This window comes from Streptomyces sp. NBC_01476 (assembly GCF_036227265.1).
Classification (GTDB): domain Bacteria; phylum Actinomycetota; class Actinomycetes; order Streptomycetales; family Streptomycetaceae; genus Actinacidiphila.
Genome location: NZ_CP109446.1, coordinates 1,032,094 through 1,058,476 on the forward strand (window position 1 = coordinate 1,032,094; position 26,383 = coordinate 1,058,476).

Consider the following 26,383-nt stretch of genomic DNA (forward strand, 5'->3'; position numbering starts at 1 on the left):
GTGTTTCCCTCGGCCTGCTCAGTTGACGATGCCGGTCATGACCCCGACGGGCACGGCGATGAAGCCGGCCGTCAGCACCACGGCGAGGACATTGGCGGTGATCTTCAGTGCCCGGTCGCGGGTGGCGCTGCCGGCGCCGATGGTCTGTGCGGCGCTCCAGAAGCCGTGCCGGACGTGCAGCCCGAGGGCGAGCATGGCGACGATGTAGATCACGTCGCCGTACCAGGTGTGGAAGGTGGCCTCGACGTTCTGGTACGGGTGGCCGGGCTCGGCGTTGCGGTTCACCGTGAGGGTGGTGAAGTCCAGGATGTGCCAGACGATGAAGAGGGCGAGGATCACCCCGCCCCAGCGCATGGTGCGGGTGGCGTAGCTGGTGCGGGCCTTGCGGTGGACGTAGCCGACCGGGCGCGCCCTGAGGTCGCGGCGGCTGAGCTGGTACGCGCAGACGATGTGCGCGACGACCGCGACGACCAGCGCCGCGCGGACGATCCACAGCCCCCACTCGTAGTGCAGGAAGGGCTCACCGAGGGTGCGCAGCCAGTGCGCGTAGCCGTTGAAGGTGCCGGGCCCGAAGAAGATCTTCAGATTCCCGTACATGTGGACGACCAGGTAGAGCAGCATGACAAGGCCGCTCACCGCCATGATCGTCTTCTTGCCGACGGTCGAGTCCCAGACCGTCTTCGCCATCGACGGCCGACGGTCCGTCCTGGTTGCCAATGCCATGGACACGAAGCTAAGGCCGGCACTGAACAGTGGTCCAAGACATGATCAGGCTCGTCTCCATAGGGAGCGCCTATGGCAGTGGCTAGGCTGGCGGTATGCAGTTCCAGCAACTGGCGTACTTCGTGGCCGTCGCCGACACCCGCCACTTCACCCGGGCCGCCGAGGCGGTGCACGTCTCGCAGCCGTCGCTCTCCCAGCAGATCCTCGCCCTGGAGCGGGAGCTGGGCGCCTCGCTCTTCAGCCGGGCGCGCGGCAACATCACCCTCACCGACGCGGGAGAGGCACTGCTGCCGCTGGCCCGGCGGATCCTCGCCGACGCCGACACCGCCCGGCACGAGGTGCTGGAGCTGGCACAGCTGCGCCGCGGCCGGGTACGGCTCGGGGCCACGCCCAGCCTCTGCACAGGTCTGCTGCCGGACGTGCTGCGCGCCTTCCACGACCGGCATCCGGGCATCCAGCTGCTGATTGAGGAGGGCGGCTCGCACGACCTGGTACGGGAGCTGGCCCGCGGCGCGCTCGACCTGGCGCTGGTGGTGCTGCCGCTGCCCAGCCCCTCCCCCGCGCTGACCACGGTGGAGCTCTTCCAGGAGGACCTGGTGATGGTCTCCTCCACCGACTCGCCGGCGCCGCGCTCACCGGTGCGGATCGCCGACCTCGAAGGGCAGCCGATGGTGATGTTCCGGCACGGCTACGACCTGCGGGACCTGACACTTGGCGCCTGCCGCGCGGCCGGTTTCGAGCCGTACCTGAGTGTCGAGGGCGGGGAGATGGACGCGGTGCTGGGCTTCGTCAGGGCGGGCCTGGGCGTCGGGCTGGTCCCCACCACGGTCGCCGCCCGCACCGGCCAGGACCTGCGGGTCACCCCGCTGGCCCGCCCGGGCCTGCGCCGTACCGTCGCACTGGCCCACCGCTCGGACGTGGCGCCGCCCCGCGCCGCCCGCGTCCTGCAGGACGTCCTGCTCGCCTCCGCCCGCCGGGCGGTGACCCGCAGCGGGCTGCGCCCGGCCGGGGCGGAGGGATGAGCGGGGCCGGAGCTTCGCGTTCCGGCCGCTGCCCGACGGCCCACGGAGACCGGCCTGCCGCGGCCGGTCCGGTGGCGCCAGGGTCAGTCCAGCGGGACCGGCTCGCGGGTGCGCGGGCCGCCGGCGCTGCCGGTGTTGACCGTGCCGGCCGGCTCCAGCAGCAGGATCGCGGTCTCCTCGTCGGCGCGCGGGCAGTGCTCGACGCCCTTGGGGACGACGTATATCTCGCCGGGGCCGAGGATCACGTCGCCGTCCCGGAGCTGGAGGACCAGCCGGCCGCTGATCACCAGGAACAGCTCGTCGGTCTCGTCGTGGGTGTGCCAGACGAAGTCGCCCTGGACCTTGGCGATCTTCACGTCGTAGTCGTTGATCCCGGCGATCCGGCGGGGCGCCCAGTGCTCGGCGAACTGGGCCAGTTTCGCGTCGATGTTCACCGCGGTGGCAGGCTTGGTGGTGTCGGTCATGCCCCCAGCCTGCCGCATCGGGCGGGTGCGGGGCTTGTACAGAACTGACCCGAAGGGATCCCGGGATGAGCGCAGCACCCCGCCCGGAGGCCGCCGAGGTGCACGCCTGGCGCCCGGCCGTCCCGGGCGTCACCGAGGTGCTCAACGCCCATTTCACCCGGCACGCCTACCCGGTGCACACCCATGACACCTGGGACCTGATGCTGCTCGACGACGGCATGGTGGACTTCGCGCTGGACCGCAAGCGGCACGACGCGACCGACGCGGGCCGGGTGGTGCTGCTGCCGCCGGGGGTCCCGCACGACGGCCGTACGGTGAACCCGCTGGGCTTCCGCAAGCGCGTCATCTATCTCAGTACGGCGGTGCTGCCGGAGCGGCTCGCCGGGACCGCGGTCGCCGGTCCGATCCTCGGCGACGAGCAGTTGCACCACCGGGTGCACCGGCTGCACGCGGCGCTGCGGCACGAGGACGACGCCCTGGAGGCGGAGTCACGGCTGGCGTTCGTCCGCGAGCGGCTGCTGGTGCACCTGGACGCGCACCGGGTGCGCGAACCGGGCCGGGAGGGCGACCGGCTGGCGGCGCGGCTGCGCGAACTGCTGGACGCGCGGATCGGCGACGGGCTGACCCTCGACGAGGCCACCGCGCTCCTGCACGCGCACCCCACCCACCTGATCCGCAGCTTCTCCCGGGCCTACGGGCTGCCCCCGCACACCTATCTGACCGGCCGGCGCATCGACCGGGCCCGCCGGCTGCTGCTCGCCGGCGAGCGGCCGGTCGACGTGGCCGCGGCGGTCGGCTTCTACGACCAGGCCCATCTGAGCCGGCACTTCACCCGGCATCTGGGCATCTCGCCGGCCCGGTACGCCAGGGGCGGGCGGCACCGCTGAATCCGGCGCCGCCCGGCCGCCGGCCGCGGGGCGGTCAGCGGGTGGCGATGGCGGGGTCGCTGACACCCGCCCGGCCGGTCTCCACGTGGCCGGCGAAGCGGCGGCTGAACGCCGCGTCGTGATCGCTGCGCACGGTCAGGTCGTACCAGTGCCCGCTGTGACCCAGGTCGACCGACCGCGTCACGCGCCGGCCGGCCCCCACCGTGTACGTCTCGCGGTGGCCGCCGTAGGCGTTGCCGACGGTGAACCGGAGCGTGCCCCGCCCGGAGTTGGTGAAGGTCAGCTCGACCCGGCCGGTGCGGGCGTCGTGCCGGGCGGTCACCTCGGCGCCGGTGTGCGACGCCGAGCCCTGGAAGGCCCGCAGGAAGCCGTTGGGGCCGTGCACGGTCAGGTCGTACGCGCCGTGGGCGGCGGTGACGTCCCAGCTGCCGGCGATCTTCCGGCCGGCCGCCGCGGTGTACGACCAGGGGCCGCCTGCCGCGCCGGCGGAGGTGACGTGGAAGGCGGCGCCGGCCGCGGGCCCGCCGCTGAAGGTGAGGGTGATCTGCTGCGTGGCGCCGTGCCCGTGGCCCGCGCTCACCGCGGCGTCGACGAGCGGCGCGTAGGCCAGCGGGCGGGCCGGGCGGGAGCCGCGCTCCTGCCCGGGCACGCTCTGGCGGGCGGGCGGCACCGGTACGAAGCTGTCGTGCCGGTCCTTGTCGGCGGGCTGGTACGCGTCGGTGTCCGGCAGCCGGGCCGGGCGGTCCTGCTTGAGCCCGAAGTCGAAGGCCGAGGTGAGGTCGCCGCAGATCGCGCGGCGCCACGGCGAGATGTTGGGCTCGCGCACCCCGAAGCGCCGCTCCATGAAGCGCAGGATCGAGGTGTGGTCGAAGGTCTCGGAGCAGACGTAGCCGCCGGTGCTCCACGGCGAGACCACCAGCATCGGCACCCGCTGGCCAAGGCCGTACGCGCCCGCCGCATAGGTGGCGTCGCCGGCGAAGACCTCCAGGGAGGTGTCGGCGGTGGAGGCGCCGCGGCCGTCGAGGACCATCGGCGGCACCAGGTGGTCGAAGTAGCCGTCGTTCTCGTCGTAGGTGATGAACAGCGCGGTCCTGCTCCACACCTCGGGGTTGGAGGTGAGCGCGTCCAGGACCTGCGAGATGTACCAGGCGCCGTAGTTGGCGGGCCAGTTGGGGTGTTCGGAGAACGCCTCCGGGGCGGCGATCCAGGAGATCTGCGGCAGCGTGCCGGCCTGGACGTCGGCGCGCAGCCGGTCGAAGAAGCCCTCGCCGGCCGCCGCGTCGGTGCCGGTGCGGGCCTTGTCGTAAAGGGCGTCACCGGGCTTGGCGTTGCGGTACTGGTCGAAGTAGAGCAGCGAGTTGTCGCCGTAGTTGCCGCGGTAGGCGTCCTCGATCCAGCCCCAGGAATGCTCGGCGTCCAGGCCGTCGCCGATGTCCTGGTAGATCTTCCAGGACACCTTGGCGTCCTCCAGCCGCTCCGGGTAGGTGCTCCAGGCGTAGCCGGCCTCGGAGTTGTCCAGCACCGGGCCGCGGCCCTTGCCGTCGTTGCCGGTGTACCCGGTCCACATGTAGTAGCGGTTGGGGTCGGTGCCGCCGATGAAGGAGCAGTGGTAGGCGTCGCAGACGGTGAACGCGTCGGCGAGCGCGTAGTGGAACGGGATGTCGTCCCGGGTCAGGTACGCCATGGTGCCGGCCGATTTGGCCGGGATCCACCGGTCGTACGCACCGCCGTTGACCGCGGCGTGGCTGCCGGTCCACTCGTGGTTGAGGCCCTCGATGAACTTCAGGCCCAGGTCGTCCACGTCCGGCCGGTACGGCAGCACCTCACCGGTCCCGTCGCTCTGGTGCCACACCGGCTTGCCGCTGGGCAGCCGCACCGGGCGCGGGTCGCCGAAGCCGCGCACGCCGCGCATCGAACCGAAGTAGTGGTCGAAGGAGCGGTTCTCCTGCATCAGGACGACGATGTGCTCGACGTCCTTGAGCGTGCCGGTGCGCCGGGCGGCCGGGATGGCCGCGGCCCGGGTGATGCTGCCGGACAGAGCGGTGAGGCCGGCGGTGGCGCCGGCGATCTGCAGGAAGCGCCGCCGGTTGAGTTCGGACATGACTGACCTGGCCTCTTCGCGAGTGGGGTGAGCGGGTGGAGTGAGAGGGGTGCCCCCAGAGGAGCGACAACAGGCGACGGGCCGGTGTCGCGGATGTGACAGCGGGCGGTACGCGTCGGGAACAGGGCGGCCGGACACGGCGTGTCGCGTCCGGTGGTTCCCATGGGACCAGAGGGTAGCGAGGGTCGGGACGTAAAGGGACTTGCCCGCTTTTGCGATCGGTCCGTCACATCGCGTTCCGACGGCATCCGGCAAGGCCGCGTTCAACTGGCTGTCGCCGGGGAGCGGGACTCTTCACGGGATTTCAGCCGCCCATGCGCCAAGGAGCAACGATGGCCGCACAGTTGGACACGCCGGAGCCCTCCGGGGACCGCCTCAGCCGCCGTACCGCCGTCGGCCTGCTGGGCACCGCGGGAGTGGGCGCGGTGGCCGCACCGCTGCTGACCGCGGGCCCGGCCGCCGCCGCGCCGGCCGGCGCGCCCGCCTTCCACCCCACTCCGGACTCCGGTGGCGCCTCGCCGGTGCAGGGCCTGCACCTCACTTTCGGCAAGGACCCCAGCACCCAGATGGTGGTCTCCTGGCTGACCGACGGCCCGGTCAAGCGGCCCCGGGTGCTCTACGGCACCATCGAGCACGGCCTCGGCTCCGGCGCCAACGCGAAGACCCGCACGTACACCGACGGCACGTCGGGCCGGAAGGTCTACGTCCACCACGCGCTGATCAGCAAGCTGCGGCCGGGCACCGACTACCTGTACCTGGTCTCGCACGACGGCGCCACCCCGGACAGCGGCACCTTCAAGACCGCGCCGCGCGGCCGGCAGCCGCTGACCTTCACCAGCTTCGGCGACCAGTCGGCCCCGCAGGTGACCTGGGCGACCGACGGCACGGTGACGCTGGACGCCAACTCCACCCCGGCCACGAAGGACATCGTGACCGGCGTCGAGCAGGTCGCGCCGCTCTTCCACCTGCTCAACGGCGACCTCTGCTACGCCAACCTGGACATCGACCGGGTCCGCACCTGGAACAACTTCTTTACCAACAACACCCGTTCGGCCCGCTTCCGGCCGTGGATGCCGGCCGCCGGCAACCACGAGATCGAGAGCGGCAACGGCCCGATCGGCCTGGGCGCCTACCAGACGTACTTCGAGCTGCCGTCGACCGAGACCGACGACGAACTGGCCGGACTCTGGTACGCGTTCACCGCCGGTTCGGTCCGGGTGATCGTGCTGCAGAACGACGACAACGCCCTGCAGGACGGCGGCGACCTCTACGTCAGCGGCTACTCCGGCGGCCGTCAACTGGCCTTCCTGGAGCGGGAGCTGAAGGCGGCCCGCAAGGACCGCGACATCGACTGGGTCGTCGTCGCCATGCACCAGGTGATGATCAGCTCCTCCGACGCCAACGGCGCGGACCTGGGCCTGCGGGCCAAGTACGGCCCGCTCTTCGACCGTTACAGCGTCGACCTGGTGGTCTGCGGTCACGAGCACAACTACGAGCGGTCGCTCTCGGTCCGCGGGGTGGTCAGCGGCAGCGAGACGCTGACCCCGAACCCGACCTCCACCCGCACCGACGACATCGACACGGGCCTGGGCACGGTGCACATGGTGCTCGGCGGCGGTGGTGTCTCCGGCACCACCAACCAGTCCTTCTTCAAGGACGGCACCGCCAAGGTGCTCACCGCGGTCTCCGACACCCGTCCGGAGGGCGGCAAGCGCGCGGCGACGTATGTCAAGGAGGAGGCGGTGTGGGTCGGCGTGCGCGACATCGAGCACCCCTACGGCTTCGCGGCCTTCACCGTCGACCCGGGCCGGTTCGCCGGTGACACCACCCGGCTGCACGTCACGTACTACAACGTGAACAAGCCGAACGGCGAGCTGTCGGTCTTCGAGAAGTTCACGCTGCACCGCAAGCGGTCCGACGGCCACCGCTGATCTCCCGCGGGGCGCTCAGAGCGCGAGGTCGCGGGCGGTACCGGCGAAAGTCGCCGCTGCCGCCCGCGGCCCCGGACACCGGCCGACATCAAGACCACTGCATACCACTGCAGACCAACAGCGCCGCCACCTTGTACGCTGTCCCCCTGTTCGTTCGGGACGAAAGGGCGGTGGACCGGCAGTGGCGGCACACGGAGCGGGACCGCGGATCCTCACCGGGCACCTCGGACACGGGCTGGCGGCGGCCGGCGCCGTCCTGGCGGAGCTGCCCGACGGGCTGCCGCCGCGGCGGGTGGAGCTGGTCCGCCTGGACGGCGCGGCCGGTGCGGCGAGCACGGCGGCTTCTGCGAGCACGGCCGGCTCCGGCGGTCTGGCGGGTACGGACCCCGCGGCCGGCTCCGGCCTTCCGGTCCGGCAGCTGACCGCGGGACCCGTCGAGGCGGTGCCCGGCTGGCACACCGGCCCGTACGCCCGGATCGAGCTGCCCCGGGAGTTGCCCGCCGGCCGGTACGCCGTACGGCTGCTGGACGGCGCGGGCCGGGCCGCCGCGAGCGAGCCGTTCGAGATCGCCGCGGACCGGCTCCAGCGGCAGACGATGTCGGACGTGCTGGCGTACTTCAAGGCGATGCGCTCCAGCGGCGAGATCGACCGCAAGGACCGGCACGCCCGGTTCTGGGGCGACGACAGCGGCCGTGAGGTGGACGCGCGCGGGGGCTGGCTCGACGCGAGCGGCGACACCAGCAAGTTCCTCAGCCACCTCACCTACACCCGCATGATGAGCCCCCAGCAGACGCCGCTGTGTGCCTGGGCGATGCTGGCGGCGCGCGACGCGCTCGCCCGCAAGCACCCGGCCCTGCTGCGCTCGGTCGGCGCCCGGCTGCGCGACGAGGCCCTGTGGGGCGCCGACTTCCTGGTCCGGTTCCGCGCCCCCGAGGGCTACTTCTACACCGGGATCTTCGACGCGCTGACCAAGCGGCTGGAGGAGCGGGTGGTCACCGCGCCGCTGCCGGACTGCGTGCGCACCGACCGCTACCAGGCGGCGTACCGCCAGGGCGGCGGTCTCGCCATCGCGGCTCTGGCCCGGGCCTCTGCGGTCGGCGACCACGGCGACTTCACCTCGGAGCAGTACCTGTCCGCGGCCGTGGACGGCTTCCTGCACCTGGAGGCGCACAACAAGGAGTACCTGGACGACGGCACCGAGACGGTGCAGGACGACTACACGGCGCTGCTCGCCGCCTGCGAGCTGGTCGCGGCGGGCGAGCTCGGCGCCGGGACGCTGGAGGTGGTCCGGGTGGCCGCGCGGGAACGGGTGCGGTCGCTGGCGGGGCGGTACCGGCGCGGTGCGGGGCCCGGGTGGTTCCGCGGGGACGAGGAGGGGCGGCCGTTCTTCCACGCCGCGGAGGGCGGGCTGCCGGCGCTGGCGCTGGCGCGCTTCACCGAGGTGCTGCCGGAGGTACCCGAGGCCCGGGTGGCCGGGGAACTCGCCGTCGAGGCGATGCTCGACACGCTGGACCGGTCGGCCGCGGTGCCCAATCCGTTCGGCTATCCGCGGCAGCGGGTGCGGCCGGCCGGGGGCACCGACCGGGACGCGTTCTTCTTCCCGCACGCGAACGAGACCGGCTACTGGTGGCAGGGCGAGAACGCCGGGATCGCCTCGCTGGCCGCGGCGGCGGCGGCCTGCGCGGAGCTGCCCGGCGTGCCGGGAGCGGACCGGGAACGGCTGCTGCGGTTCGGCGACGACCAGCTCGCCTGGATCACCGGCCGCAACCCCTTCGACGCCTCGATGCTCCAGGGCCGCGGCCGCAACAACGTCGACTACGCCTCCGACTTCCCCAACCTGCCCGGCGGGATCGTCAACGGCATCACCTCCGGCTGGGCCGACGAGGACGACATCGCCTTCCTGCCCCCCGACGCCCCCGAGGGCGACAGCTGGCGCTGGGCCGAACAGTGGATCCCCCACACCGGCTGGTTCCTCCTCGCGGTCTCCACCGCCCGCTGACCACCCGCTGGGGGGCGGCTCCGGCCGGCTGCCGGGGGCGGGTCCGGCAGCCGCGGCAGGCTGACCCGGGCCCCGTGGGGCATGCCGAAGGGCGGCGCGACCCGTGCGGGTCGCGCCGCCCTTTCTTTCAGCGGACCGGTGCGGAAAAACTCACCGGGAGATACGGCCGATCAGTACGCGGAGTTCACGTTGTCCATCGAGCCGTACCGGTCGGCCGCGTAGTTGCAGGCGGCGGTGATATTGGCGACCGGGTTGTAGATGTCCCAGGACGTACCCGCCACGTGGTAGCGGCTGAAGGTCGGGTTGATCACCTGCAGCAGACCCTTCGAGGGAATGCCGTTGCGGGCGTTGATGTCCCACAGGTTGATCGCCCTCGGGTTACCGCTCGACTCACGCATGATGTTGCGGTGAATACCCTCGTAGCTGCCGGGAATTCCCTTGGCGTGCATGATGTCCAGCGACTGCCGGATCCAGCCGTCGAGGTTGTTGGCGTAGGTCTTCGCGGCCGGCTTGGCCGCCACCTTGTGGGTCTTGGCGGACTTCGCCACGACGGTACGTACGTGCGAGCGGTTCGCGGCCTGCTTGACCGCGGCGCGCTTGGCTGCGGCCTTCTTGGCAGCCGCGGCGGACTTCTTCTCGGCCGCCTTCTTCGCGGCGGTCTTCTTGTCGGTGGCCGCCTGGGCCGCCTTCTTCTTCGCCGCGTCAGCGGCGTCCTGCTTCTTCTGGGCGGCGTCGTGGATGGCGCGCTGCGAAGCCATACCGGCCTGCGGGTCGATGCGCTTGGCGTGGTCGCCGGTGGAGACGACGAAGCCGGTGGAACCGGTGGACGCGCCGGACGCAAGGGACGCAGTGGAGGCAGTGGGACTGCCCGCCGCGGTCGCCGATCCGGCACCCGCGGTTGCTTCCAGGCCCGTGACCGTCAGCACGACAGCGGCTGCGGCGGCTGCGCCGGCCACCGTGATCTTGCGCTTCTTCGACAGCCGGTTGAACGTGGAGAACTTCGGGAACTTGGTCGGGATCGTGGGGAGCTGCATACAGGATTACCTCTTCCAGTTTGCGGACCCCAGAAGTGTTAAATGTTCCGAATTCAAAGGTCAACGAGCCCACCTACGGACGAATACGTAGACGTGCCGGAAGAGCGGCTGGGATTCCTTGCCGGTCACCGGAAAGGTCGGCGCCACCGCGCACTAAGCGGCTTAGTATGTGACGCGCGTCCTATAGAGGGGATCACACGGCCGCGGCGCTTTGTCGCTTTCGGTGACAGCGGCGCCACTTTATGTGCGGGTATTTCGGCGTCCGTCCGCCCGGGGAAAAACGGCCCTCAGCGGTGGCCGGAAAGCAGCTGCGGCTCCTCCTTGGTGCGGGTGAGGGTGCCGCCACAGGCGAAAGAGGCGGGGGTACGGGGCCCGGGACGCCTCAGGTTCTGCGCGCCAGCACCAGTCGCGCCCGCGGGCTGCCGTCGGGGCGCCGGCCGAACTCGGCCAGCGGCCGCAGCGCGACATCGAACCCGGCACGTTCCAGATCGTCGCGGACCGCCCCCAGCGGAAAGGTGCGGTAGTACATCACGAAGGGTGGCCGGCGCACCGCGTTGCGCACCCGCATCGCCGTGTCGAAACCTGCGAAGGCCCAGTACCAGGCCGAGGTGACCGGCGGCGGCGCGCCGATCGGGAAGGCGAAGAGGCCGCCCGGCCGCAGTGCCCGCCGCACCCCGGCGAACAGCCCCGGCCGCTCGGCGGGAAGGAAGTGGCCGAAGGCCCCGAAGCTGACCGCCAGGTCGAAACCCGCGGCGAAGGGCATCGACCGCACGTCCGCCCGCACCCAGCGCGGCGCGGGGCCGCCCGCGCGGTGCGCCGCGCGGGCCTGCGCCAGCATGCCGGCGCTGAAGTCCACCCCGGTGACGCCGCCCCGGCACAGCGGCGCCAGTACCCGCACCCCGGCGCCGGTCCCGCAGCACACGTCGAGCCCGTCCTGGAACGGACCCAGCGGCGCCAGCGCGCCGGCCACCGCGTCGAGGAAGCGGTCCGGCGTCCGGAACGGCGTGTGGTCGAAACGCGGCGCCAGCAGGTCGTAGCCGCGCTCGACCGAACTCAGCGCCTGCACCGCCAGTTCCCGCAGACCCGGCCCCTCGGAGGAGAACATCCGCCCACCCTAGGCGGTGCCCGCGGTCAGGCTGCGCAGCGGCGCTCGCGGTCGGCGTAACTGCGCAGCGCCCGCGGGAAGTCGATCTCGCGGAAGGCCGGCCAGTAGGCGTCGCAGAAGTAGAGCTCGGAGTGGACGCTCTGCCACAGCAGGAAGTTGGACATCCGCTGCTCGCCGCTGGTCCGGATCACCAGGTCCGGGTCGGGGCGGCCCGCGGTGTACAGGTGCCGGGCGATGTCCTCGGGCCCGATGCTCTCGGCCAGGTCGGCCAGCGTCTCCCCCGCCGCGGCCCGCTCGGTCAGATGCCCGCGCAGCGCGTCGGTCACCTCCTGCCGGCCGCCGTACCCGATGGCCAGCGTCACGCTTGCGCCGGTCGTCCGGTCCCGGGTCGCCTCGACCGCTTCCTTGAGCGCGTGCGCGGTGCTGTCCGGCAGGCCGTCGAGTCTCCCGGCGATGTGCACCTGCCAGGCGCCGCCGGGGCGGGCCAGCCTGTTGGTGACGACCTGCTCGATCAGCCCCATCAGGAAGGCGACTTCGCCGTCACCGCGGCGCCGCAGGTTCTCGGTGGAGCAGATGAAGACCGTGACGTGCTTGATGCCGAGGGCGCCGCACCAGGCCAGCACGTGGTGGATGTGTTCGGCGCCGTACTTGTGGCCGAGGCTCGGGTTGGCAAGACCCGTCTCCCGGGCCCAGCGGCGGTTGCCGTCGATGATCAGGCCGACGTGCCGGGGCAGCGCCCCCGAGCCGCGTACCTTCTGCCGCAACCGGCGCGTGTAGAGGCCGTACAGGGGAGCGGAGATCCGCATGCGTGCCGTCCTTCCGTGCCGCGCCGGCCCGTCCCCGGCACGGTCTGTCCGCGTGGGGGTGAGCCTAGGGCGTGCCCCCGCGCCGGAAGGCGGTCCCGGAAGCGGGGACGGGCGGCGGGGCCGGACCGGTAAACATGTGATCTGCGTCGCTTCCGGCCTGCGCCACCGCAGGGCCGGGAAGACCGAGAGGCCCCCGGCGGTTGACCGGTGGCGTAGGTCGCGCACTCCCGCGCGGGGGTACGGCGAACGTGCTTCGGGTGTGCGCAAGACCTCATCGCAAGGAAACGGAATCGTCATTCCCGATGGGATATTGTTGCCCTCGTAACGGAACTGTGATTCCGCTTTCTTGCGGGCACCGGCTTTCCGCACTTCCCCGCACGGCTTTTCCCCGCTCTCCCGAGCGGTTCCCCTCTTTTTGCTGAAGGAGATCCATGGCGTCCGAGACGCGGCGCACGCCCTATCAGGTCACGTTCGCGGTGCTCGCGGCCGGCGTGACCGCTTATGCGCTGCTCCAGTCCCTGGTCACCCCGGTCCTGCCGACGATCCAGGAAAACCTGCACACCAACCAGAACACCGTCACCTGGGTGCTGACCGCCTATCTGCTGTCGGCCTCCATCTTCACGCCGATCATGGGCCGGATAGGCGACATCCTCGGCAAGGAGAGAGTCTTCGTCGCGACGCTCGCCGCGCTCGCCCTGGGCTCGCTGCTGGCGGCGCTCGCCACCAACGTGGATGTGATGATCATCGCCCGGGTGATCCAGGGCATCGGCGGCGGTGTGCTGCCGCTGGCCTTCGGCATCGTCCGGGACGAGTTCCCGAAGGAGAAGCTGAACGGCGCGGTCGGCGCCATCGCCTCGCTGATCGCGGTCGGCGCGGGCCTGGGCATCGTGCTGGCCGGCCCGATCGTCAACGCGCTCGACTACCACTGGCTCTTCTGGCTGCCGATGATCCTCACCATCGCCGCCGCCGTGGCCGCCGCGTTCTTCATCCCGAAGTCGCCGGTGCGGACGGCCGGCCGGATCAGCTGGCTGCCCGCCGTGCTGCTCTCGGCATGGCTGGTCGCCCTGCTGGTGGGCCTGAGCCAGGCTCCGGTCTGGGGCTGGGGTTCGGGCAAGGTGATCGGCCTGTTCGTCGCCGCCGTGGTGCTCGCGGCCGGCTGGGTCGAGGTGGAGCGCCGTGCCGCGCAGCCGCTGATCGACATGAACATGATGCGCCGCCCGGCGGTGTGGACCAACAACCTGGTCGCGCTGCTCTTCGGTATCGGCATGTACGCGGTCTTCGCCTTCCTGCCGGAGTTCGTGCAGTCCCCGAAGTCCACCGGCTACGGCTTCGGCGCGAGCATCACCGAGTCCGGCCTGATCCTGCTGCCGATGACCGTGACGATGTTCCTGGTGGGCCTCGGCGCGAGCAGCTTCGCGGCACGGATCGGCGGCAAGACGGTGGTGCTGCTCGGCACCCTGATCGGCACCGGTTCGATGGCACTGCTGGCCTTCGCCCACACCCAGACCTGGGAGCTGTACGTGGCGACCGCCGTCATGGGCATCGGCTTCGGGCTCGCCTTCTCGGCGATGTCCAGCCTGATCGTCAACGCGGTGCCGCCGGAGCAGACCGGTGTGGCCAGCGGGATGAACGCCAACATCCGCACCATCGGCGGCTCCATCGGCGCCGCCCTGATGGCGAGTGTCGTCACCGCGAGCCCGGCCGCCGACGGCCTGCCCAAGGAGTCCGGCTACACCAACGGCTTCGCGATGCTCGGCGGTGCGCTGCTGATCGCCGCGTTCGCCGCCGCGCTGATCCCGGCCTCCCGCCGCAGCACCCGGATCACGCTCTCCGAGCCCGCCGAGGCCGCCGAAGCTGCCGGGCCCGCACACGCCGAGCCGGCGCTGGTCCCGGGCGGTACGGTCGTGGGGGACAAGTCGGAGTGACCCCGGGCGCGAACCCCCGGGTCGCGCTCTGCCGCATCGACCGGGAGTTGACGATGGCACCGCACGACACGCAGCCCCGGCCGATGCGGCGGGACGCGGTACGCAACCATCAGCTGGTGATGGAGGCGGCCCGTGCGGTGCTGGCCGAGTTCGGCACCGACGCCAGTATGGAGCTGATCGCCTCCCGGGCCGGGGTCGGCGTCGGCACCGTCTACCGGCGCTTCCCCAACAAGGAGGCGCTGGTGGACGAGATCGCCACGCAGATCCTGTCCGAGCTCGCCGACGAGGCGCAGCAGGCGCTGGAGCGCGGGGACGGCACCGGTCTTGAGGTCTTCTTGTGGGCGGTGGGCCGCTCGATGACCGTCCACCACGGTTACGCCGACAAGCTGGTCGGCCACACCAAGGCCGGCTGCGTCGAGCAGTTGCGGGACCTGATCGTCGAACTCCTCTCCCAGGCACAGGAGTTCGGCAAGATCGGTCCGGACGTCACCCTCGGCGACATCATGACGCTGGTATGGGGGCTGCGCGGCGTGGTGGAGACCGGCAGCGGCGTCGTACCGGACGCGTGGCAGCGGCACCTCGACATCCACCTGGCCGGGCTGCGCTCCGCGCGGCTGCCGAGCAGCCTGCCCTCGGTCAGCCGTGAGCAGTTGACCCGGGTCACCGCGGGCACCGGCCGCTGACCGCCCGGGCCCGGTGAGCCGCCGCGGCGCCGTACTCGGGACACCGCTCATGGTGTCCTGAGTACGGCGCCGCGGGCCTTTCCGGCCGGGGTCTCAGCGCCGGGTGCCGCAGCCCGGGCAGAAGGCGGCGCCCTCGGGCACCGTGGCGGAACACGACCCGCACGTCTGCTCCTGCGCCATCCGGTGACCGCAGCCCGGGCAGAACGGGGTGCCGTGCGTCTCGGTGCGGCACTGCGGGCAGACCAGCTGCCGCGGTGTGCCCACGTCGAACTGCTGGGCCGACTGCTGGCCCGCGTCGTACGCGCGCTCCGAGACGGCGTCGTTGAGACCGCGCTGCTGGGCGGCGAGCGCCTCGGCCGCGGTGTCCGGCGCGCAGTTCAGACAGATGCCCTGGCCCGCGTTCCAGCACCGGTTGCAGACATAACTTGTGCACCGCGGGCAGCGGTTGAAGTGCCCTTGCGCATGGGTGATCGCCCGCTGGAACGCCGAGTCACGCGCGCTGCCGTAGCCCATGCCGGCCAGGCCGTCGGCCGCGCTGGACATGCCGTAACCGGTCCTGCCGAGCATCCCCCAGGCGGCGTTGACCCCTTTGCCGACCCAACTGGCCGCCCGTCCGCTGGTGTACGCCTCGAACGGCGAACGCCAGGTGTCGTAGCACCGGTTGCAGGAGAACTCGAACTGGAAACCCGCTCCTGTGCCGTGCTCCTGGCACAGATCGCGGTAGTTGTTGCTGAAGTAGATCTCCGCACTCATCGCACGCCTCCCCGAGCGCCGTGCGGTGCGGCCCCTGCCGCACCGTCATCCCACCGGAAGGGGACGCCCCCGCGCCCCCCGGCGGTTCTGCCCGCGCCGCAGGCCGGGCGGGCCAGGACACTTTCGCACAACTGCCCGGGACGTGTCGCTTGACCTTCCCCCTGGGGGACGGTTGAGGCTCAAGGGAGGAGAAATCATCGTCGCGGCGGCCGCTCCCGTTGCCGTCGCCGCAACGGAACGGAACGAGGAGATTCCCATGAGCACCACCACTCCCCCGGCCGTCGACCGCTATCTGAAGGCCGCCGACAGCCGGGACGCGCAGGCCGTCGCGGACTGCTTCACACCGGACGGCACCGTGCTGGACGAGGGGAAGACCTACCGGGGCCGGGACGAGATCGCCGGCTGGCGTACCGCGCTGGCCGGGCAGTTCACGTACACCAGCACGGTGACCGGCGTCGAGGAGCCGGGCGAGGACGGCGAGTACCGGCTGAACGTGCGGGTGGAAGGCGACTTCCCCGGCGGCGTGGCCGATCTGCGGTTCGGTTTCACCCTGCGTGACGACCGGATCGCCGCGCTGCGGATCGTGTGACGACCGCGGCCCGGTGATGATGGTCGGGCAAGGAGCGACGGGGGGAGAAAAGGAGGCGGAGCACCATGGCCGCGCAGGTGCCGATCGGCGCGTTCTCGGTGATGACCGGGCTGAGCAGGAAGACGCTGCGGCACTACCACGAGGCGGGGCTGCTCGCCCCGGCCTCGATCGACCCGGTGACGGGCTACCGCCACTACGACACCTCGCAGGTGCGCACCGCCGAGATCATCCGCCGGTTCCGCGCGCTCGACATGCCGATCGCCGAGGTCAAGGCGGTGCTGGCCGCACCGGACGTGGGCGCCCGCAACGAGGTGATCGCCGCACATCTGCGGCGGATGGAGAGCCAGCTGGACCAGACCCGGCAGTCGGTCGGCGCGCTGCGCGAACTCCTGGACCCCGGCGCCGCGCCCCGCCCGGCCATCGCGGTGGAGTTCCGCTCGGTGCCGGCGCTGCGGGTTCCCGCGATCAGTGCGGTGGTGCGGCGCGGCGAGGTCGGTGAGTGGTGGGGCACCGCGCTGGAGGAGCTGTACGCGGCCATCCGCGCCGCCGGGGCCGAACCGGCCGGGCCGCCCGGTGGGCTCTACGCCACCGAGCTGTTCGCGGACGAGGAGGGCGCGGCCACGGTCTACGTACCGGCCGGCGCCGAGCTGCCCGCGTCCGGCCGGGTGGCGATGACCGAGCTGCCGGCCGCTGAGCTGGCGGTCGCCCTCCACGAGGGGTCGCACGACAACGCCGGACGCACCTACGGCGAGCTGGGGGCCTTCGTCGCCGAGCGGCTGATCGCGGTGGACGGGCCGGTCCGGGAGCGCTATCTGGTGGGCGGCCCGGAGGTCACCGACCAGGACAGCTGGCGGACCGAGATCTGCTGGCCGGTCCTGCGCACCGCGGCGCCCTGAGGGCCGCGTACGCACCACCGCCGGCCGGGCTGAGGCCCGGCCGGCGGCGTTCGTATGTGCGTTTCGTATGCGGTTTCGGTGCTGCGCACACCGCCGCGCGTCTGTCCCGCGGAGTGCGGGTGCCGCGCGGGACGGGGTCAGCCCTGGCGCGCCTTGCTGCGGGGGTCCTTGCGGTTGATCACGTAGACCTTGCCGCGACGGCGGACGATCTGGGCCCCGGGGCGGTTCTTCAGCGACCGAAGCGAGTTACGGACCTTCATTCGGGGCACCTTCCTGCTCGTACTGTTCTGTTCACGCGTGTCAACCGCGACGGCCCCCCGTTCATTCCAGGGCCGGCGGGCGAGAGGGGACCGGGATGAGCCAGGAAGAAACCAGGCCCCCGGGGGCGACGGAGCAGCCGGCCGGGAGCGCCGCCGAGGACGAGGGGCCCGGGTCGGAGGGGCACGGGACCGGGTCCGAGGGGCCAGAGTCCGAGGGGCCTGACTTCTCCAGCCCGGGGTTCTCCAGCCCCGATTTCTCCAGTCCTGACTTCAGCGGCCCGGACTCGCACATCCCGGACTACACCCCGCCCGATTTCGTCGTGCCGCCCTTCGAGGGCCCGGACTACGAGGCAGAGGACGCCGGACAGGACGCAGGCGAGGACGACAGGACCGGCTTTTCCAGCCCCGGCTTCTCCAGCCCGGACTTCAGCAGCCCGGGCGCGATGGGGGAACCGGACGAGGACGGAGACCCGCAGGACCGCTAAGGGCGCCGGAGCCGGTCGCCGGCCCAGCGGCTGGGGGCCGACAGGGCGATCACCAGCTGGTTGGAGAAGAACGGCAGCACGCGGGCGCGCCGGCCGGTCACGTGAAAGGCGCCCGCACGGCGCGGACCGAGCAGGGCACGGCGTACCGCACGCTGCAGCGGGTCGCCGGCCACCAGCAGGAGCGGCGACAGCAGCACGGCCGCCGCGTAGTACGCAGGGGAGTCGCGTCGGGACCTCATGTGAGCCCAACGTGCCGCGGGGATACGGCTGTTCCGGCCGCGGCCCCGACTTCTCGCGGTCACCGCACCGACCACTGCCCCTCGGCCGTACGATGCCCGGACGTATTCCGGGACGGGGAAGCTGCCCGCGACAGGACCGGATCGTCGGCGGTTGCCGGCGCGCGGACGAGCGGGGACCAGCGAGAGCAATGGGCAATCCGTCAGTCCCCCAGGGGGCCGTGGCCGTGCCACGGTGGCGCCGGCTGCCCTGGCGGACGATCGCCTGCCTGGTGCCGGCGCTCGCCGTCGGGGTGTGGGCGGCAGGCCACCGCACGCTGCTCGTCTCGGGCGGCCACGATCTGCTGTCCGCCGACCGCTTCTGGCTGCTCGGCGCGCTGGCCGCGACCGGCCTCGGCTGGGTGGCGATAGCCTGCGCCCGGCAGGGCACGGTGCTCGAACCCCTGCCCACCGGGCGGCTGCTGGCCACCCAGTTCGCCGCGACCGCCGCCAACCAGCTGACGCCCGCGGGCATCGGCGCCGGCGCGGTGAACCTGCGTTTCCTGCGCGGCTGCGGACTGCCGCTGGCCCGGACCTCGGCGGCGCTGGCGCTCTACGCGCTCGCCGAGTCGGTCGGCCGGGTGACGCTGCTGCTGGTGCTCCTCACCGTCTTCCCGCACGCGCTGCGCCTGAACGGGCTGCTGCCCGGCGGGGACACCCTGCTCTTCCTCGGCGCCGTGCTGGCGGCGGGGCTGCTGCCGGCGGCGCTGGTCCTGGTGTCGCTGCGCCGGGTACGGGCTTTCATCCGGGATTTCCTGCTCACCGCGCTGACCGATGTCCGCTCGCTGCACATGCGGCCCTCGCGCGCGCTGGCACTGTGGGGCGGCTCGCTGGCCTTCCCCGCCCTCCAGGCGGTCTCCCTGGTCGCGGTCACCAACGCGCTCGGGCTTCCGGTGCCGGCCGCCCATGTCGCCATCGCCTATCTCGCCGCGACCTGCCTGGCGGCCGGGATACCCGCTCCGGGCGGGGTCGGTTCCGTGGACGCGGCCCTGGCCATCGCGCTGGTGGCGGCCGGCGCCCCCACCGCGGCGGCCACCTCTGCGGTCCTCGCCTACCGCATCGTCACCGTCTGGCTGCCGCTGCTCCCGGCCGCCCTCACGCTGGGCGCCCTGGTCCGCCGCAAGGTGGTCTGACCGCGGGTCCGGCCCCGGTCCGACCGCGTCACCCGGGAGCGCCCGGTGCGGCCCGGGGGCCTCGGCGGCGGTCCGGGGCCGGGGCCAGGGAGCGGGCCGCCGCAGCGGCGACGGCGGTCGCGACGGCGGCGAGCGGGGGTGAGTCCAGCTTCCACTGCTGCCAGTACAGGGGGACGTCCACGAAGCGGCCCTCAGCGAGGTCGGTGAGGGTGCCGGCAGACAGGTGGGGGGCCGACTGGGCGTCGGGGATCATGCCCCAGCCGAGGCCGGCCGCGACGGCTTCGACGAATGCCTCCGAGGAGGGGACGTAGCTCCGGGACCGGCCGGCCGGTGTGCGGTGCGGCGCGAGACCGCGCAGGAAGCGGTCCTGGAGGTCGTCCTTGCGGTCGAAGACCACGACCGGCGCGCCGGCCAGCAGGTGCCGCAGCGGCGCGCCGGCGAGATGGCGGGCGGCGAAGTCCGGGGTGGCCATGGCCCGGTAGCGCATCGTGCCGAGAGCGCGGACCGAGCAGCCCTGGACGGGCTCGGGCGAGGAGGTCACCGCGGCCATCACCCGGCCCTGGCGGAGCAGCCGGGTGGTGTGGTCCTGGTCGTCGCGGTGGAGGTCGAAGCGGATGTCGCGGCGGGCGGCGACCTCGGCGAGGGCCGGCAGGAACCAGGTGGCGAGCGAGTCGGCGTTGACCGCGATCGGCAGCGTGGCGGGACCCGCCGCCTCGTCGAGTCCGAGTTCGCTCCCGGCGTCCCGTTCCAGCGTGGCCAGTTGCCGCCCGAACCGTACGACGACCTCGCCGGAGTCGGTGAGCCGCACCGGTCTGGAGCGCAGCAGCAGGACCCGGCCGGTGCGCTGCTCCAGGGCCTTGATCCGCTGGCTCACCGCGGACGGGGTCACATGCAGCGCCTCGGCCGCCGCCTCGAAAGTGCCCTCGTCGACCACGGCGAGCAGCGTACGTACCTGGTCCAGCGGCAGTTCGGGCACCGAGCGGTCCTCTCCGCGGTCGGCAGCAGATGAAGCTGCGCTGATGCTACGTGAGAATCATGAGCTGGCCTCATGACCGGACCGCTCCTAGCCTCGGGGCATGCAGGGAGTCCTTGTCGCGGTCCTGGCCGGTCTTGGCACCGGTCTGTCGCTCATCGTGGCCATCGGGGCCCAGAACGCCTTCGTGCTCCGGCAGGGGATCCGGCGCGAACACGTCGCACCGGTGGTGGCGATCTGCGCGGGGTCCGACGCGGTGCTGATCGCGGTGGGGATCAGCGGGATCGGCACGGTCGTCAAGCGGTGGCCTTCGGCGGTCACCGTCACCTCCTGGGTGGGCGCCGCCTTCCTCGTCTGCTACGGCCTGCTGGCCGGCCGCCGGGCCCTGCGTCCGGCCGTCCTCACCGCCGCCGACGACACCGGCGGGTCCCTGCGCGCCGCCGTCCTCACCTGTCTCGCGATGACCTGGCTCAACCCGCACGTCTACCTCGACACGGTCCTGCTGCTCGGCTCCGTCGCCAACGGCTACGGCGCCGGCCGCTGGCCGTTCGGTCTGGGCGCGGCCACCGGCAGCGTCCTGTGGTTCACCGCGCTGGGCTCCGGCGCCCGGCTGCTGCGCGGCCCCTTCGCCCGTCCCGGCTCCTGGCGGGCGCTGGACGCGCTGATCGCCGCCACGATGCTCACCCTGGGCGTCCTCATGGCCGCCCGCACCTGACCGCCCTGACCGCCCCCGGCCCGGCGCGTACCGCGCGGAGGGTCTCCGTCAGACCACCGCGTTCGCCTCGTGGACCGGGCGGAAGCCGATGATGGCGGCGTCGTCGCGGCGCTCGGCGATGGCCGCGAGGAGCTGCGCGCACAGGGTGCTGAGCGGGACGCCGGCGCGCTGGGCGGCGTGGGCGTGCACGGCGAGATGGGCCATGCCCTCGGCGAGGTCGGTGCCGGGGACCTCGATGAGCCCGTCGGTGTAGAGCAGCAGTGTGTCGCCTATCTCAAGGTCGTGATGCCAGGTGGTACGGGGGTGGGACGGCGAGACGCACAGCGGCAGGTCGGGACCGGTGCCCTCCAGATAGCGCGGCGGTCCGTCGGCGGGCAGCAGCAGCGGCGGGGGGTGGCCGGCGTTGGACCACGCCGCGTGCCAGCTGCCGCCGCCCTTGGGGACCAGCCGGGCGTGGACAGCGGTGACCAGTGGCGCGATGGCGAGTCCGTCGGCGACGCGGTCCAGCTGGGACAGGCTCTCCGCGGGAGTGACCGGGTGGGAGAGGTCGTAGGCGATGACCCGCAGCATGCTGCGGAGCTGGCTCATCGAGGTGGCGGCCTCCAGGTCGTGGCCGGCGATGTCACCGATGGTGAGGGTGACCGAGCCGTCGGGCAGCACCAGTGCGTCGTACCAGTCGCCGCCGATCTCCGCGGTCTTGCTGGCCGGCTGGTAGTGCGCGGCCAGTTCCGCGCCGGGCACCAGCGGGGTGGGTGTGAGCAGCGCCCGCTGGAGGGTGAGCGCGGTGCGCCGGGTGCGCTGCAGCTCCATCGCCTGGCGGAGCGGGTCGCGCACCTCGTGCAGCACCTCGCGCAGCAGCGCGAGGTCCGCGGAGCCCGGCGGCGGGCTGTCGGCGCAGCCGGCCGCGACGGCGTAGGCCACCACCGTCGAGTCGATCACCAGCGGCACCATGGTCAGGCTGGTCGCCCGCGCCTCGCGCAGCCACTCCACCGACACGTCGGGGACGGCGCCGGCCGGGGGCTCGCCGGCCGGGAAGGTCAGGAGCTGGGGCCGGCGGCTCTCGATCACCTGCCGTGCGAGCGGCCCGACCGGCCGGGCCTTCCCGCTCATCGGCGGCAGCGGCGGCAGGCCGGTACGGGCCGAGGAGGCGACCCGGGTCGCGGTCAGCGGACCGCCCGCCCCGGTCAGCTCGGGCGACGGCAGCATGAACACCGCGCAGGTGTCGGTGAGCTCCGGCACCACGGCCGCGGCCACCGCGGCCAGCGCCTGCGGTACGTCGCCCGCGGCGGCGACGGTGGCGACCCGGGCCAGCAGCCGCTCCCGCAGGCGGTTGCGCCACTGGTCCTCGACGTCCGCCGACGAGCCGACCCATTCGACGGTCACTCCCCCGCGCTGGACCGGCACCGCGCGCGACTGCACATGGCGGTACTCGCCCGAGGCGGTCCGCATCCGGAAGGTGCAGACGAAGAACGAAGGGGTGCCCTCGGCCGCCTCCTTCCAGGTCCGCACCAGGTCGGTGCGGTCGTGGGGGTGCACGGCGGCGAGCCATTCGGCGTCGATCACCGGCCGCCACGGCATGCCGGTGAACTCCTCGAAGCCGCCGACCAGCTCGGTGATCGACCAGTCCGGTTTCATCAGCCAGACGATCTGCGGCACGGCGGACATCAGCGCCTCGTACCGCTGCAGGGTGCGGTGCCGCTCCTCCGACTGCTCCTCCGCCCGCCGGGCCGTCTCGACCTGGGCGGTGGTGTCGACGGCGATGGCCAGCACGCCGGGGCCGTACCGGGAGATGACCGGGGAGGCGCTGTACATGAAGTGGCGGCGGCCGGGCGCGCCGGGATGGGTGCCCTCGGTGGTGCGCGGGGCGGTGACCTGGCGGGCGGTGCGGTCGTGGAAGACGCCGTCCAGCATCCGCAGGAAGCGGACCGCCCGGGGTTCGTCGAAGGCCTCGGCCGCGGGGGAGCCCAGCTTGCGGGGGCCGAAGAGCCGGCTGAAAGCCTCGTTGTAGTAGACCAGCCGGTGCTCGGGACCCGCGGTGAGCACGACGGCCACGATGGCGCGGTCGAACACTTCCGGTTCGAACTCGGGCACGTTCACATCGTCGGCCGTCGACCTCATCCTCCGATCATCGCGCGCCGGGCGGCACGGGGCGCGCCGAACACGGGGGGACTCGTACGATTGTTTGTTCCGCGACCTGGGAGAGCGCTTTCCGGCCACTACAGGCGTGACGCCGGCGGCTCCCGGGGCCACCGGGGCGATCCGCCGAGGGGTGTGGACGGCGCCACGACGGGCAGGCGCACGGACGCCGCGGGCTCCGCCGACACGTCGGGGGAAGGCCCGGCGGCGGACCCGCCGCGGGTATCGTCCCGGTTCGGCCGGGTATCGCCACTCGGGGTGACCGACCGGACCTTCAGCGGGCCTGCGGATGGAACCTCCGCCCGCAGCAGAGCCGACCGAGCAAGGAAGTCGCGGATATGAGCCAGGTACCTCTGATCACTCTCAACAACGGCGTCGAAATCCCCCAACTCGGCTTCGGCGTGTTCCAGATCGAGCCGAGGGACACCAAGGAGGCGGTGCTCGCCGCCCTGGAGACCGGCTACCGGCACATCGACACCGCGGAGATGTACGGCAACGAGAAGGAGGTGGGACAGGCCATCCGGGAGTCCGGCCTTGACCGGAACGACATCTTCGTCACCAGCAAGCTCAACAACGGCTACCACGCCTACGGGGACGCGCTCGCCGCCTTCGCCCGCTCGCTCGACGACCTGGGCCTGGAGAAGCTGGACCTGTTCCTGATCCACTGGCCGCTGCCGAAGGTGGGCGACTTCACCGAGACCTGGAAGGCGATGGAGGAGATCTACCGCTCCGGCCGGTCCCGGGCGATCGGCGTGTCCAACTTCAATCCGCACCACCTCAACCGGCTCCTCCAGGAGACCGAGGTGGTCCCCGCGGTCAACCAGATCGAGGTCCACCCGTACCTCACCCAGGAGGACGTGCGGGCCTTCAACGCCGAGCACGAGATCGCCACCGAGGCGTGGTCCCCGATCGCCAAGGGCAAGGTGCTCAACGACCCGGTGATCGCCGAGGTGGCCGAGCGGGTGGGGCGGACGCCGGCGCAGGTGACGCTGCGCTGGCACCTCCAGCGCGGCGACATCATCTTCCCCAAGTCCGTGACCCGCTCGCGGATGGAGGAGAACTTCCGGCTCTTCGACTTCGAACTCTCCGAAGAGGACCTGGCCGTGATCGCCGCCCTGGACCGCGGCGAGCGGACCGGCCCGGACCCGGACACCTTCAACTACGTCCCCCAGTAGGGACATCGGGACGCGCGCCGGCCCGGCAGCGGGTGCTGCCGGGCCGGCGCGCGTCCCGGTCGCGGCCGGACCCGGCCGTCAGCGGCCGAGCGCCCTGCTCAGCTGGGACTTGGTCATGTTCGAGCGGCCCTTGATGTCGCGCTGCCGGGCCTCGTTGTAGAGCTGGTCCCTGGTGGGGCCCTGCGCTCCGGAGTGCGAACGCTGTCCGCCGCGCCGCGAGGACGGCATGTCCCGGGTGGAGGTGCGGCCGGCGGTCCTGGACTCGCCGGTGCGGGCGCGCTCCTTGTTCACGGTGCGCGAGGCGATCTCCTTGGCCCGCCTGTCGGACTCGCCGCGCTCCTTCGCGCTGTCCTTGATGTGCTCGTACTGCCGTTCTCGCTTGGCGCTCGACCCTCTGGGCATCGTGCCCGCCTCTCCTGCCGTCGCTGCTGCTTTGGCCGCCGGTCCGCTCGCCGCCACCGCGTGTGCCGGTGAACCGTCGGGACGGCCGCTGCCATGGGTGGACGCCTGCCCTGCCGCGGCACGGGCGGGCGCGTCCTTTCCAGTGTTGCCGCCAGGAGGGCTCCGCAGGCGACCCGGCCTGGTCCATCCGGGGGCGCCTCCGACACCGTCCGTGGCAGTGGACGACTCACTCTGGACCTCACGGTCCAGAGTCGTGTTACGGTTTTTCTGAACCGCACAGTCCATTGTGGGAGAGGTCGGAACAGGCATGACTGCACGACTGCAGGGCAAGACAGCGCTGGTCACAGGGGCCACGAGCAACATCGGGCGGGCCGTCGCGGTGGCCTTCGGCGCCGAGGGCGCACATGTGGTGGTCTCCGGCCGCAATGAGGCCCGCGGCGCCGAGGTGGTGGCCGGGATCAGGGCGGCCGGCGGCAAGGCCGACTTCGTCGCCGCCGACCTCGACGGCAGCGCGGCGGCCAGCCACGGGCTGGCCGAGCGGGCCACCGAGGTGCTCGGCGGCCGGATCGACATCCTGGTCAACAACGCGGGCATCTTCCCCGGCTCGACCACCCCGACCGTCGACGAGACCATGTTCGACCAGGTGTACGGGGTCAATGTGAAGGCCCCGTTCTTCCTCACCGCGGTGGTGGCGCCTGCCATGGTGGCGGCCGGCGGCGGCACGATCATCAACCTGGGTTCGTGGGTGGCCCGGCTCAGTGTTCCGGTCGGCGCGCTCTACGCCTCGACCAAGGGCGCGGTGGAGACGCTGACCAGGGCCTGGGCCGCCGAGTTCGGACCGTCCGGGGTACGGGTGAACGCGATCGCCCCCGGGGTGATCCGCACCCCCGACCTGGACCCGTCCCAGCCGCACCCGGCCGAGGGAATGATGCACGGCACGCCGGCCGGCACCACCGGCGACCCCGGGGACATCGCCCAGGCCGCGGTCTACCTGGCGAGCGACGAAGCCTCCTTCGTCCACGGCACGGTGCTGGACGTGGACGGCGGCCGGATCGGGGTCGCGGTGATCAAGGGGGCGTGAGCCCCTCATCGGGTGCGCGGTACGCCGGGCGGCCGGCGCCGCGCACCCCGGTGAGGGCGCCGCGCCGCCCCCTTTCCCTACGGGCCCCGACCGCCGCTCCCCCACCGGCCCCGGGCCACCGGACCCCGACCGCCCCACCGCCCCCGCCGGCCCGGGCCACCGGACCCGTACTATTGGACCGGGAAGTCCAGATCGTTCGGGAGGCGGAAAGCGTGCCGCAGGGGCTGACGACCAAGGGCGCCGCCACACGGCTGCGGATCATCGAGGGGGCCGCCGCGCTGATGCGGCAGTCCGGGGCCGGGGTGTCGCTGGACGAGATCCGGGACGCCACCAGGACCAGCAAGAGCCAGCTCTTCCACTACTTCCCGCAGGGACGGGAGCAACTGGTGCTCGCGGTGGCCTCGCACGAGGCGGACGCGATCCTCGCCGACCAGCAGCCGCACCTGGACGACCTGACCAGCTGGCGCTCCTGGCACGCCTGGCGCAACACGGTGGTGGCCCGTTACCGGCGGCAGGGCGCCCACTGCCCGCTGCGGGTGGTGATGAGCCAGCTCGCCCCGGACGACGAGGCGGCCAGGGCGGTGCAGGTGGACCTGATGGACCGCTGGCAGGGCAAGCTGGCCGCCGGGGTCCGCCATATGCAGGAGCACGAACTGATGACCCGTGGGCTGAGCGCGGACCGGGCCGCGGACGCGCTGCTGGCCGCGGTGCAGGGCGGCGCCCTGGTGCTGATCGTCACCGGCCGCTCCGCCTCCCTGGAGGCAGCGCTCGACCTGACCCTGGACCAGCTGCGCGTCCGGCCCTGACCGGACACGTCCAGCCCCCACCGG

Annotated in this window: 26 protein-coding genes; 14 read left to right on the top strand and 12 right to left on the bottom strand. The window is 72.5% G+C overall.

The window, feature by feature from the left end; translation table 11 throughout:
* Positions 1–18: 18 nt before the first annotated feature.
* The gene (locus tag OG552_RS04570; protein WP_329129806.1) at positions 19–723 is read right to left on the bottom strand and encodes a succinate dehydrogenase cytochrome b subunit; all 705 of its coding nucleotides are present in this window, start codon (positions 721–723) and stop codon (positions 19–21) included.
* 95 nt (positions 724–818) lie between these two features.
* Here OG552_RS04570 and OG552_RS04575 point away from each other — a divergent pair, with 95 nt between their 5' ends.
* A complete protein-coding gene (locus tag OG552_RS04575) occupies positions 819–1,745 on the top strand; it encodes a LysR family transcriptional regulator (protein WP_329129808.1) in 927 nt (308 codons plus the stop codon).
* A gap of 83 nt (positions 1,746–1,828) precedes the next feature.
* On the opposite strand, the gene OG552_RS04580 is transcribed toward OG552_RS04575, so the two are convergent.
* Positions 1,829–2,209, bottom strand: a complete 381-nt coding sequence (locus tag OG552_RS04580; protein ID WP_329129810.1) for a cupin domain-containing protein — start codon at positions 2,207–2,209, stop codon at positions 1,829–1,831.
* 65 nt (positions 2,210–2,274) lie between these two features.
* Here OG552_RS04580 and OG552_RS04585 point away from each other — a divergent pair, with 65 nt between their 5' ends.
* Positions 2,275–3,096 (top strand): helix-turn-helix transcriptional regulator, encoded by an 822-nt coding sequence (locus OG552_RS04585; protein ID WP_329129811.1) that lies wholly within the window; start codon positions 2,275–2,277, stop codon positions 3,094–3,096.
* Positions 3,097–3,130: 34 nt separating this feature from the next.
* Here the strand turns inward: OG552_RS04585 and OG552_RS04590 are convergent, their stop codons facing one another.
* Complete coding sequence (locus OG552_RS04590; RefSeq protein WP_329129812.1) at positions 3,131–5,197, bottom strand: phosphocholine-specific phospholipase C; 2,067 nt, start codon at positions 5,195–5,197, stop codon at positions 3,131–3,133.
* Between the two features lie 332 nt (positions 5,198–5,529).
* Between OG552_RS04590 and OG552_RS04595 the strand changes: the two genes are divergently transcribed.
* Positions 5,530–7,128, top strand: coding sequence for a purple acid phosphatase family protein (locus OG552_RS04595; RefSeq protein ID WP_329129814.1), 1,599 nt, complete (start codon positions 5,530–5,532; stop codon positions 7,126–7,128).
* Positions 7,129–7,309: 181 nt separating this feature from the next.
* A complete protein-coding gene (locus OG552_RS04600; RefSeq protein ID WP_329129815.1) occupies positions 7,310–9,127 on the top strand; it encodes a glycoside hydrolase family 9 protein in 1,818 nt (605 codons plus the stop codon).
* 170 nt (positions 9,128–9,297) lie between these two features.
* Here the strand turns inward: OG552_RS04600 and OG552_RS04605 are convergent, their stop codons facing one another.
* From OG552_RS04605 to uppS, 3 genes are all read right to left on the bottom strand, one after another.
* Positions 9,298–10,161, bottom strand: coding sequence for a transglycosylase SLT domain-containing protein (locus tag OG552_RS04605; RefSeq protein ID WP_329129816.1), 864 nt, complete (start codon positions 10,159–10,161; stop codon positions 9,298–9,300).
* Between the two features lie 382 nt (positions 10,162–10,543).
* Entirely contained in the window at positions 10,544–11,266 is a 723-nt protein-coding gene (locus OG552_RS04610) for a class I SAM-dependent methyltransferase (protein ID WP_329129817.1), read from the bottom strand.
* Positions 11,267–11,292: 26 nt separating this feature from the next.
* Complete coding sequence (uppS, locus tag OG552_RS04615) at positions 11,293–12,072, bottom strand: polyprenyl diphosphate synthase (protein WP_329129818.1); 780 nt, start codon at positions 12,070–12,072, stop codon at positions 11,293–11,295.
* Positions 12,073–12,503: 431 nt separating this feature from the next.
* Here uppS and OG552_RS04620 point away from each other — a divergent pair, with 431 nt between their 5' ends.
* A complete protein-coding gene (locus OG552_RS04620; RefSeq protein WP_329129820.1) occupies positions 12,504–13,997 on the top strand; it encodes an MFS transporter in 1,494 nt (497 codons plus the stop codon).
* A 53-nt stretch (positions 13,998–14,050) separates the two neighbouring features.
* A complete protein-coding gene (locus OG552_RS04625) occupies positions 14,051–14,680 on the top strand; it encodes a TetR/AcrR family transcriptional regulator (protein WP_329129821.1) in 630 nt (209 codons plus the stop codon).
* A 93-nt stretch (positions 14,681–14,773) separates the two neighbouring features.
* On the opposite strand, the gene OG552_RS04630 is transcribed toward OG552_RS04625, so the two are convergent.
* A complete protein-coding gene (locus tag OG552_RS04630) occupies positions 14,774–15,433 on the bottom strand; it encodes a double zinc ribbon domain-containing protein (protein ID WP_329129822.1) in 660 nt (219 codons plus the stop codon).
* 256 nt (positions 15,434–15,689) lie between these two features.
* Here OG552_RS04630 and OG552_RS04635 point away from each other — a divergent pair, with 256 nt between their 5' ends.
* Entirely contained in the window at positions 15,690–16,022 is a 333-nt protein-coding gene (locus OG552_RS04635) for a nuclear transport factor 2 family protein (protein WP_329129823.1), read from the top strand.
* A 65-nt stretch (positions 16,023–16,087) separates the two neighbouring features.
* Positions 16,088–16,918: a MerR family transcriptional regulator gene (locus tag OG552_RS04640; protein ID WP_329129824.1), complete on the top strand. Its 831-nt coding sequence runs from the start codon at positions 16,088–16,090 to the stop codon at positions 16,916–16,918.
* Between the two features lie 137 nt (positions 16,919–17,055).
* Here the strand turns inward: OG552_RS04640 and ykgO are convergent, their stop codons facing one another.
* Complete coding sequence (ykgO, locus tag OG552_RS04645; protein ID WP_033172643.1) at positions 17,056–17,178, bottom strand: type B 50S ribosomal protein L36; 123 nt, start codon at positions 17,176–17,178, stop codon at positions 17,056–17,058.
* A gap of 95 nt (positions 17,179–17,273) precedes the next feature.
* Between ykgO and OG552_RS04650 the strand changes: the two genes are divergently transcribed.
* Complete coding sequence (locus OG552_RS04650; RefSeq protein WP_329129828.1) at positions 17,274–17,663, top strand: hypothetical protein; 390 nt, start codon at positions 17,274–17,276, stop codon at positions 17,661–17,663.
* Here OG552_RS04650 and OG552_RS04655 read toward each other — a convergent pair.
* A complete protein-coding gene (locus tag OG552_RS04655; RefSeq protein ID WP_329129830.1) occupies positions 17,660–17,902 on the bottom strand; it encodes a hypothetical protein in 243 nt (80 codons plus the stop codon). The genes OG552_RS04650 and OG552_RS04655 overlap by 4 nt on opposite strands.
* Positions 17,903–18,090: 188 nt before the next feature.
* On the opposite strand from OG552_RS04655, the gene OG552_RS04660 reads away from it, so the two are divergent.
* The gene (locus OG552_RS04660; RefSeq protein WP_443070865.1) at positions 18,091–19,071 is read left to right on the top strand and encodes a lysylphosphatidylglycerol synthase transmembrane domain-containing protein; all 981 of its coding nucleotides are present in this window, start codon (positions 18,091–18,093) and stop codon (positions 19,069–19,071) included.
* A 28-nt stretch (positions 19,072–19,099) separates the two neighbouring features.
* Here OG552_RS04660 and OG552_RS04665 read toward each other — a convergent pair whose 3' ends face one another.
* Positions 19,100–20,047: a LysR family transcriptional regulator ArgP gene (locus OG552_RS04665; RefSeq protein WP_329129833.1), complete on the bottom strand. Its 948-nt coding sequence runs from the start codon at positions 20,045–20,047 to the stop codon at positions 19,100–19,102.
* Positions 20,048–20,147: 100 nt separating this feature from the next.
* Between OG552_RS04665 and OG552_RS04670 the strand changes: the two genes are divergently transcribed.
* Positions 20,148–20,759, top strand: coding sequence for a LysE/ArgO family amino acid transporter (locus OG552_RS04670; RefSeq protein ID WP_329129834.1), 612 nt, complete (start codon positions 20,148–20,150; stop codon positions 20,757–20,759).
* 48 nt (positions 20,760–20,807) lie between these two features.
* Here OG552_RS04670 and OG552_RS04675 read toward each other — a convergent pair whose 3' ends face one another.
* Positions 20,808–22,877 (bottom strand): SpoIIE family protein phosphatase, encoded by a 2,070-nt coding sequence (locus OG552_RS04675; RefSeq protein ID WP_329129835.1) that lies wholly within the window; start codon positions 22,875–22,877, stop codon positions 20,808–20,810.
* A gap of 356 nt (positions 22,878–23,233) precedes the next feature.
* Between OG552_RS04675 and OG552_RS04680 the strand changes: the two genes are divergently transcribed.
* Positions 23,234–24,070: an aldo/keto reductase gene (locus OG552_RS04680; RefSeq protein ID WP_329129837.1), complete on the top strand. Its 837-nt coding sequence runs from the start codon at positions 23,234–23,236 to the stop codon at positions 24,068–24,070.
* 78 nt (positions 24,071–24,148) lie between these two features.
* Here OG552_RS04680 and OG552_RS04685 read toward each other — a convergent pair whose 3' ends face one another.
* Entirely contained in the window at positions 24,149–24,472 is a 324-nt protein-coding gene (locus OG552_RS04685) for a plasmid stabilization protein (RefSeq protein ID WP_329129839.1), read from the bottom strand.
* 307 nt (positions 24,473–24,779) lie between these two features.
* Here OG552_RS04685 and OG552_RS04690 point away from each other — a divergent pair, with 307 nt between their 5' ends.
* Positions 24,780–25,553, top strand: coding sequence for an SDR family NAD(P)-dependent oxidoreductase (locus tag OG552_RS04690; protein ID WP_329129842.1), 774 nt, complete (start codon positions 24,780–24,782; stop codon positions 25,551–25,553).
* 212 nt (positions 25,554–25,765) lie between these two features.
* Positions 25,766–26,359: a TetR/AcrR family transcriptional regulator gene (locus OG552_RS04695; protein WP_329129843.1), complete on the top strand. Its 594-nt coding sequence runs from the start codon at positions 25,766–25,768 to the stop codon at positions 26,357–26,359.
* Positions 26,360–26,383 lie beyond the last annotated feature (24 nt).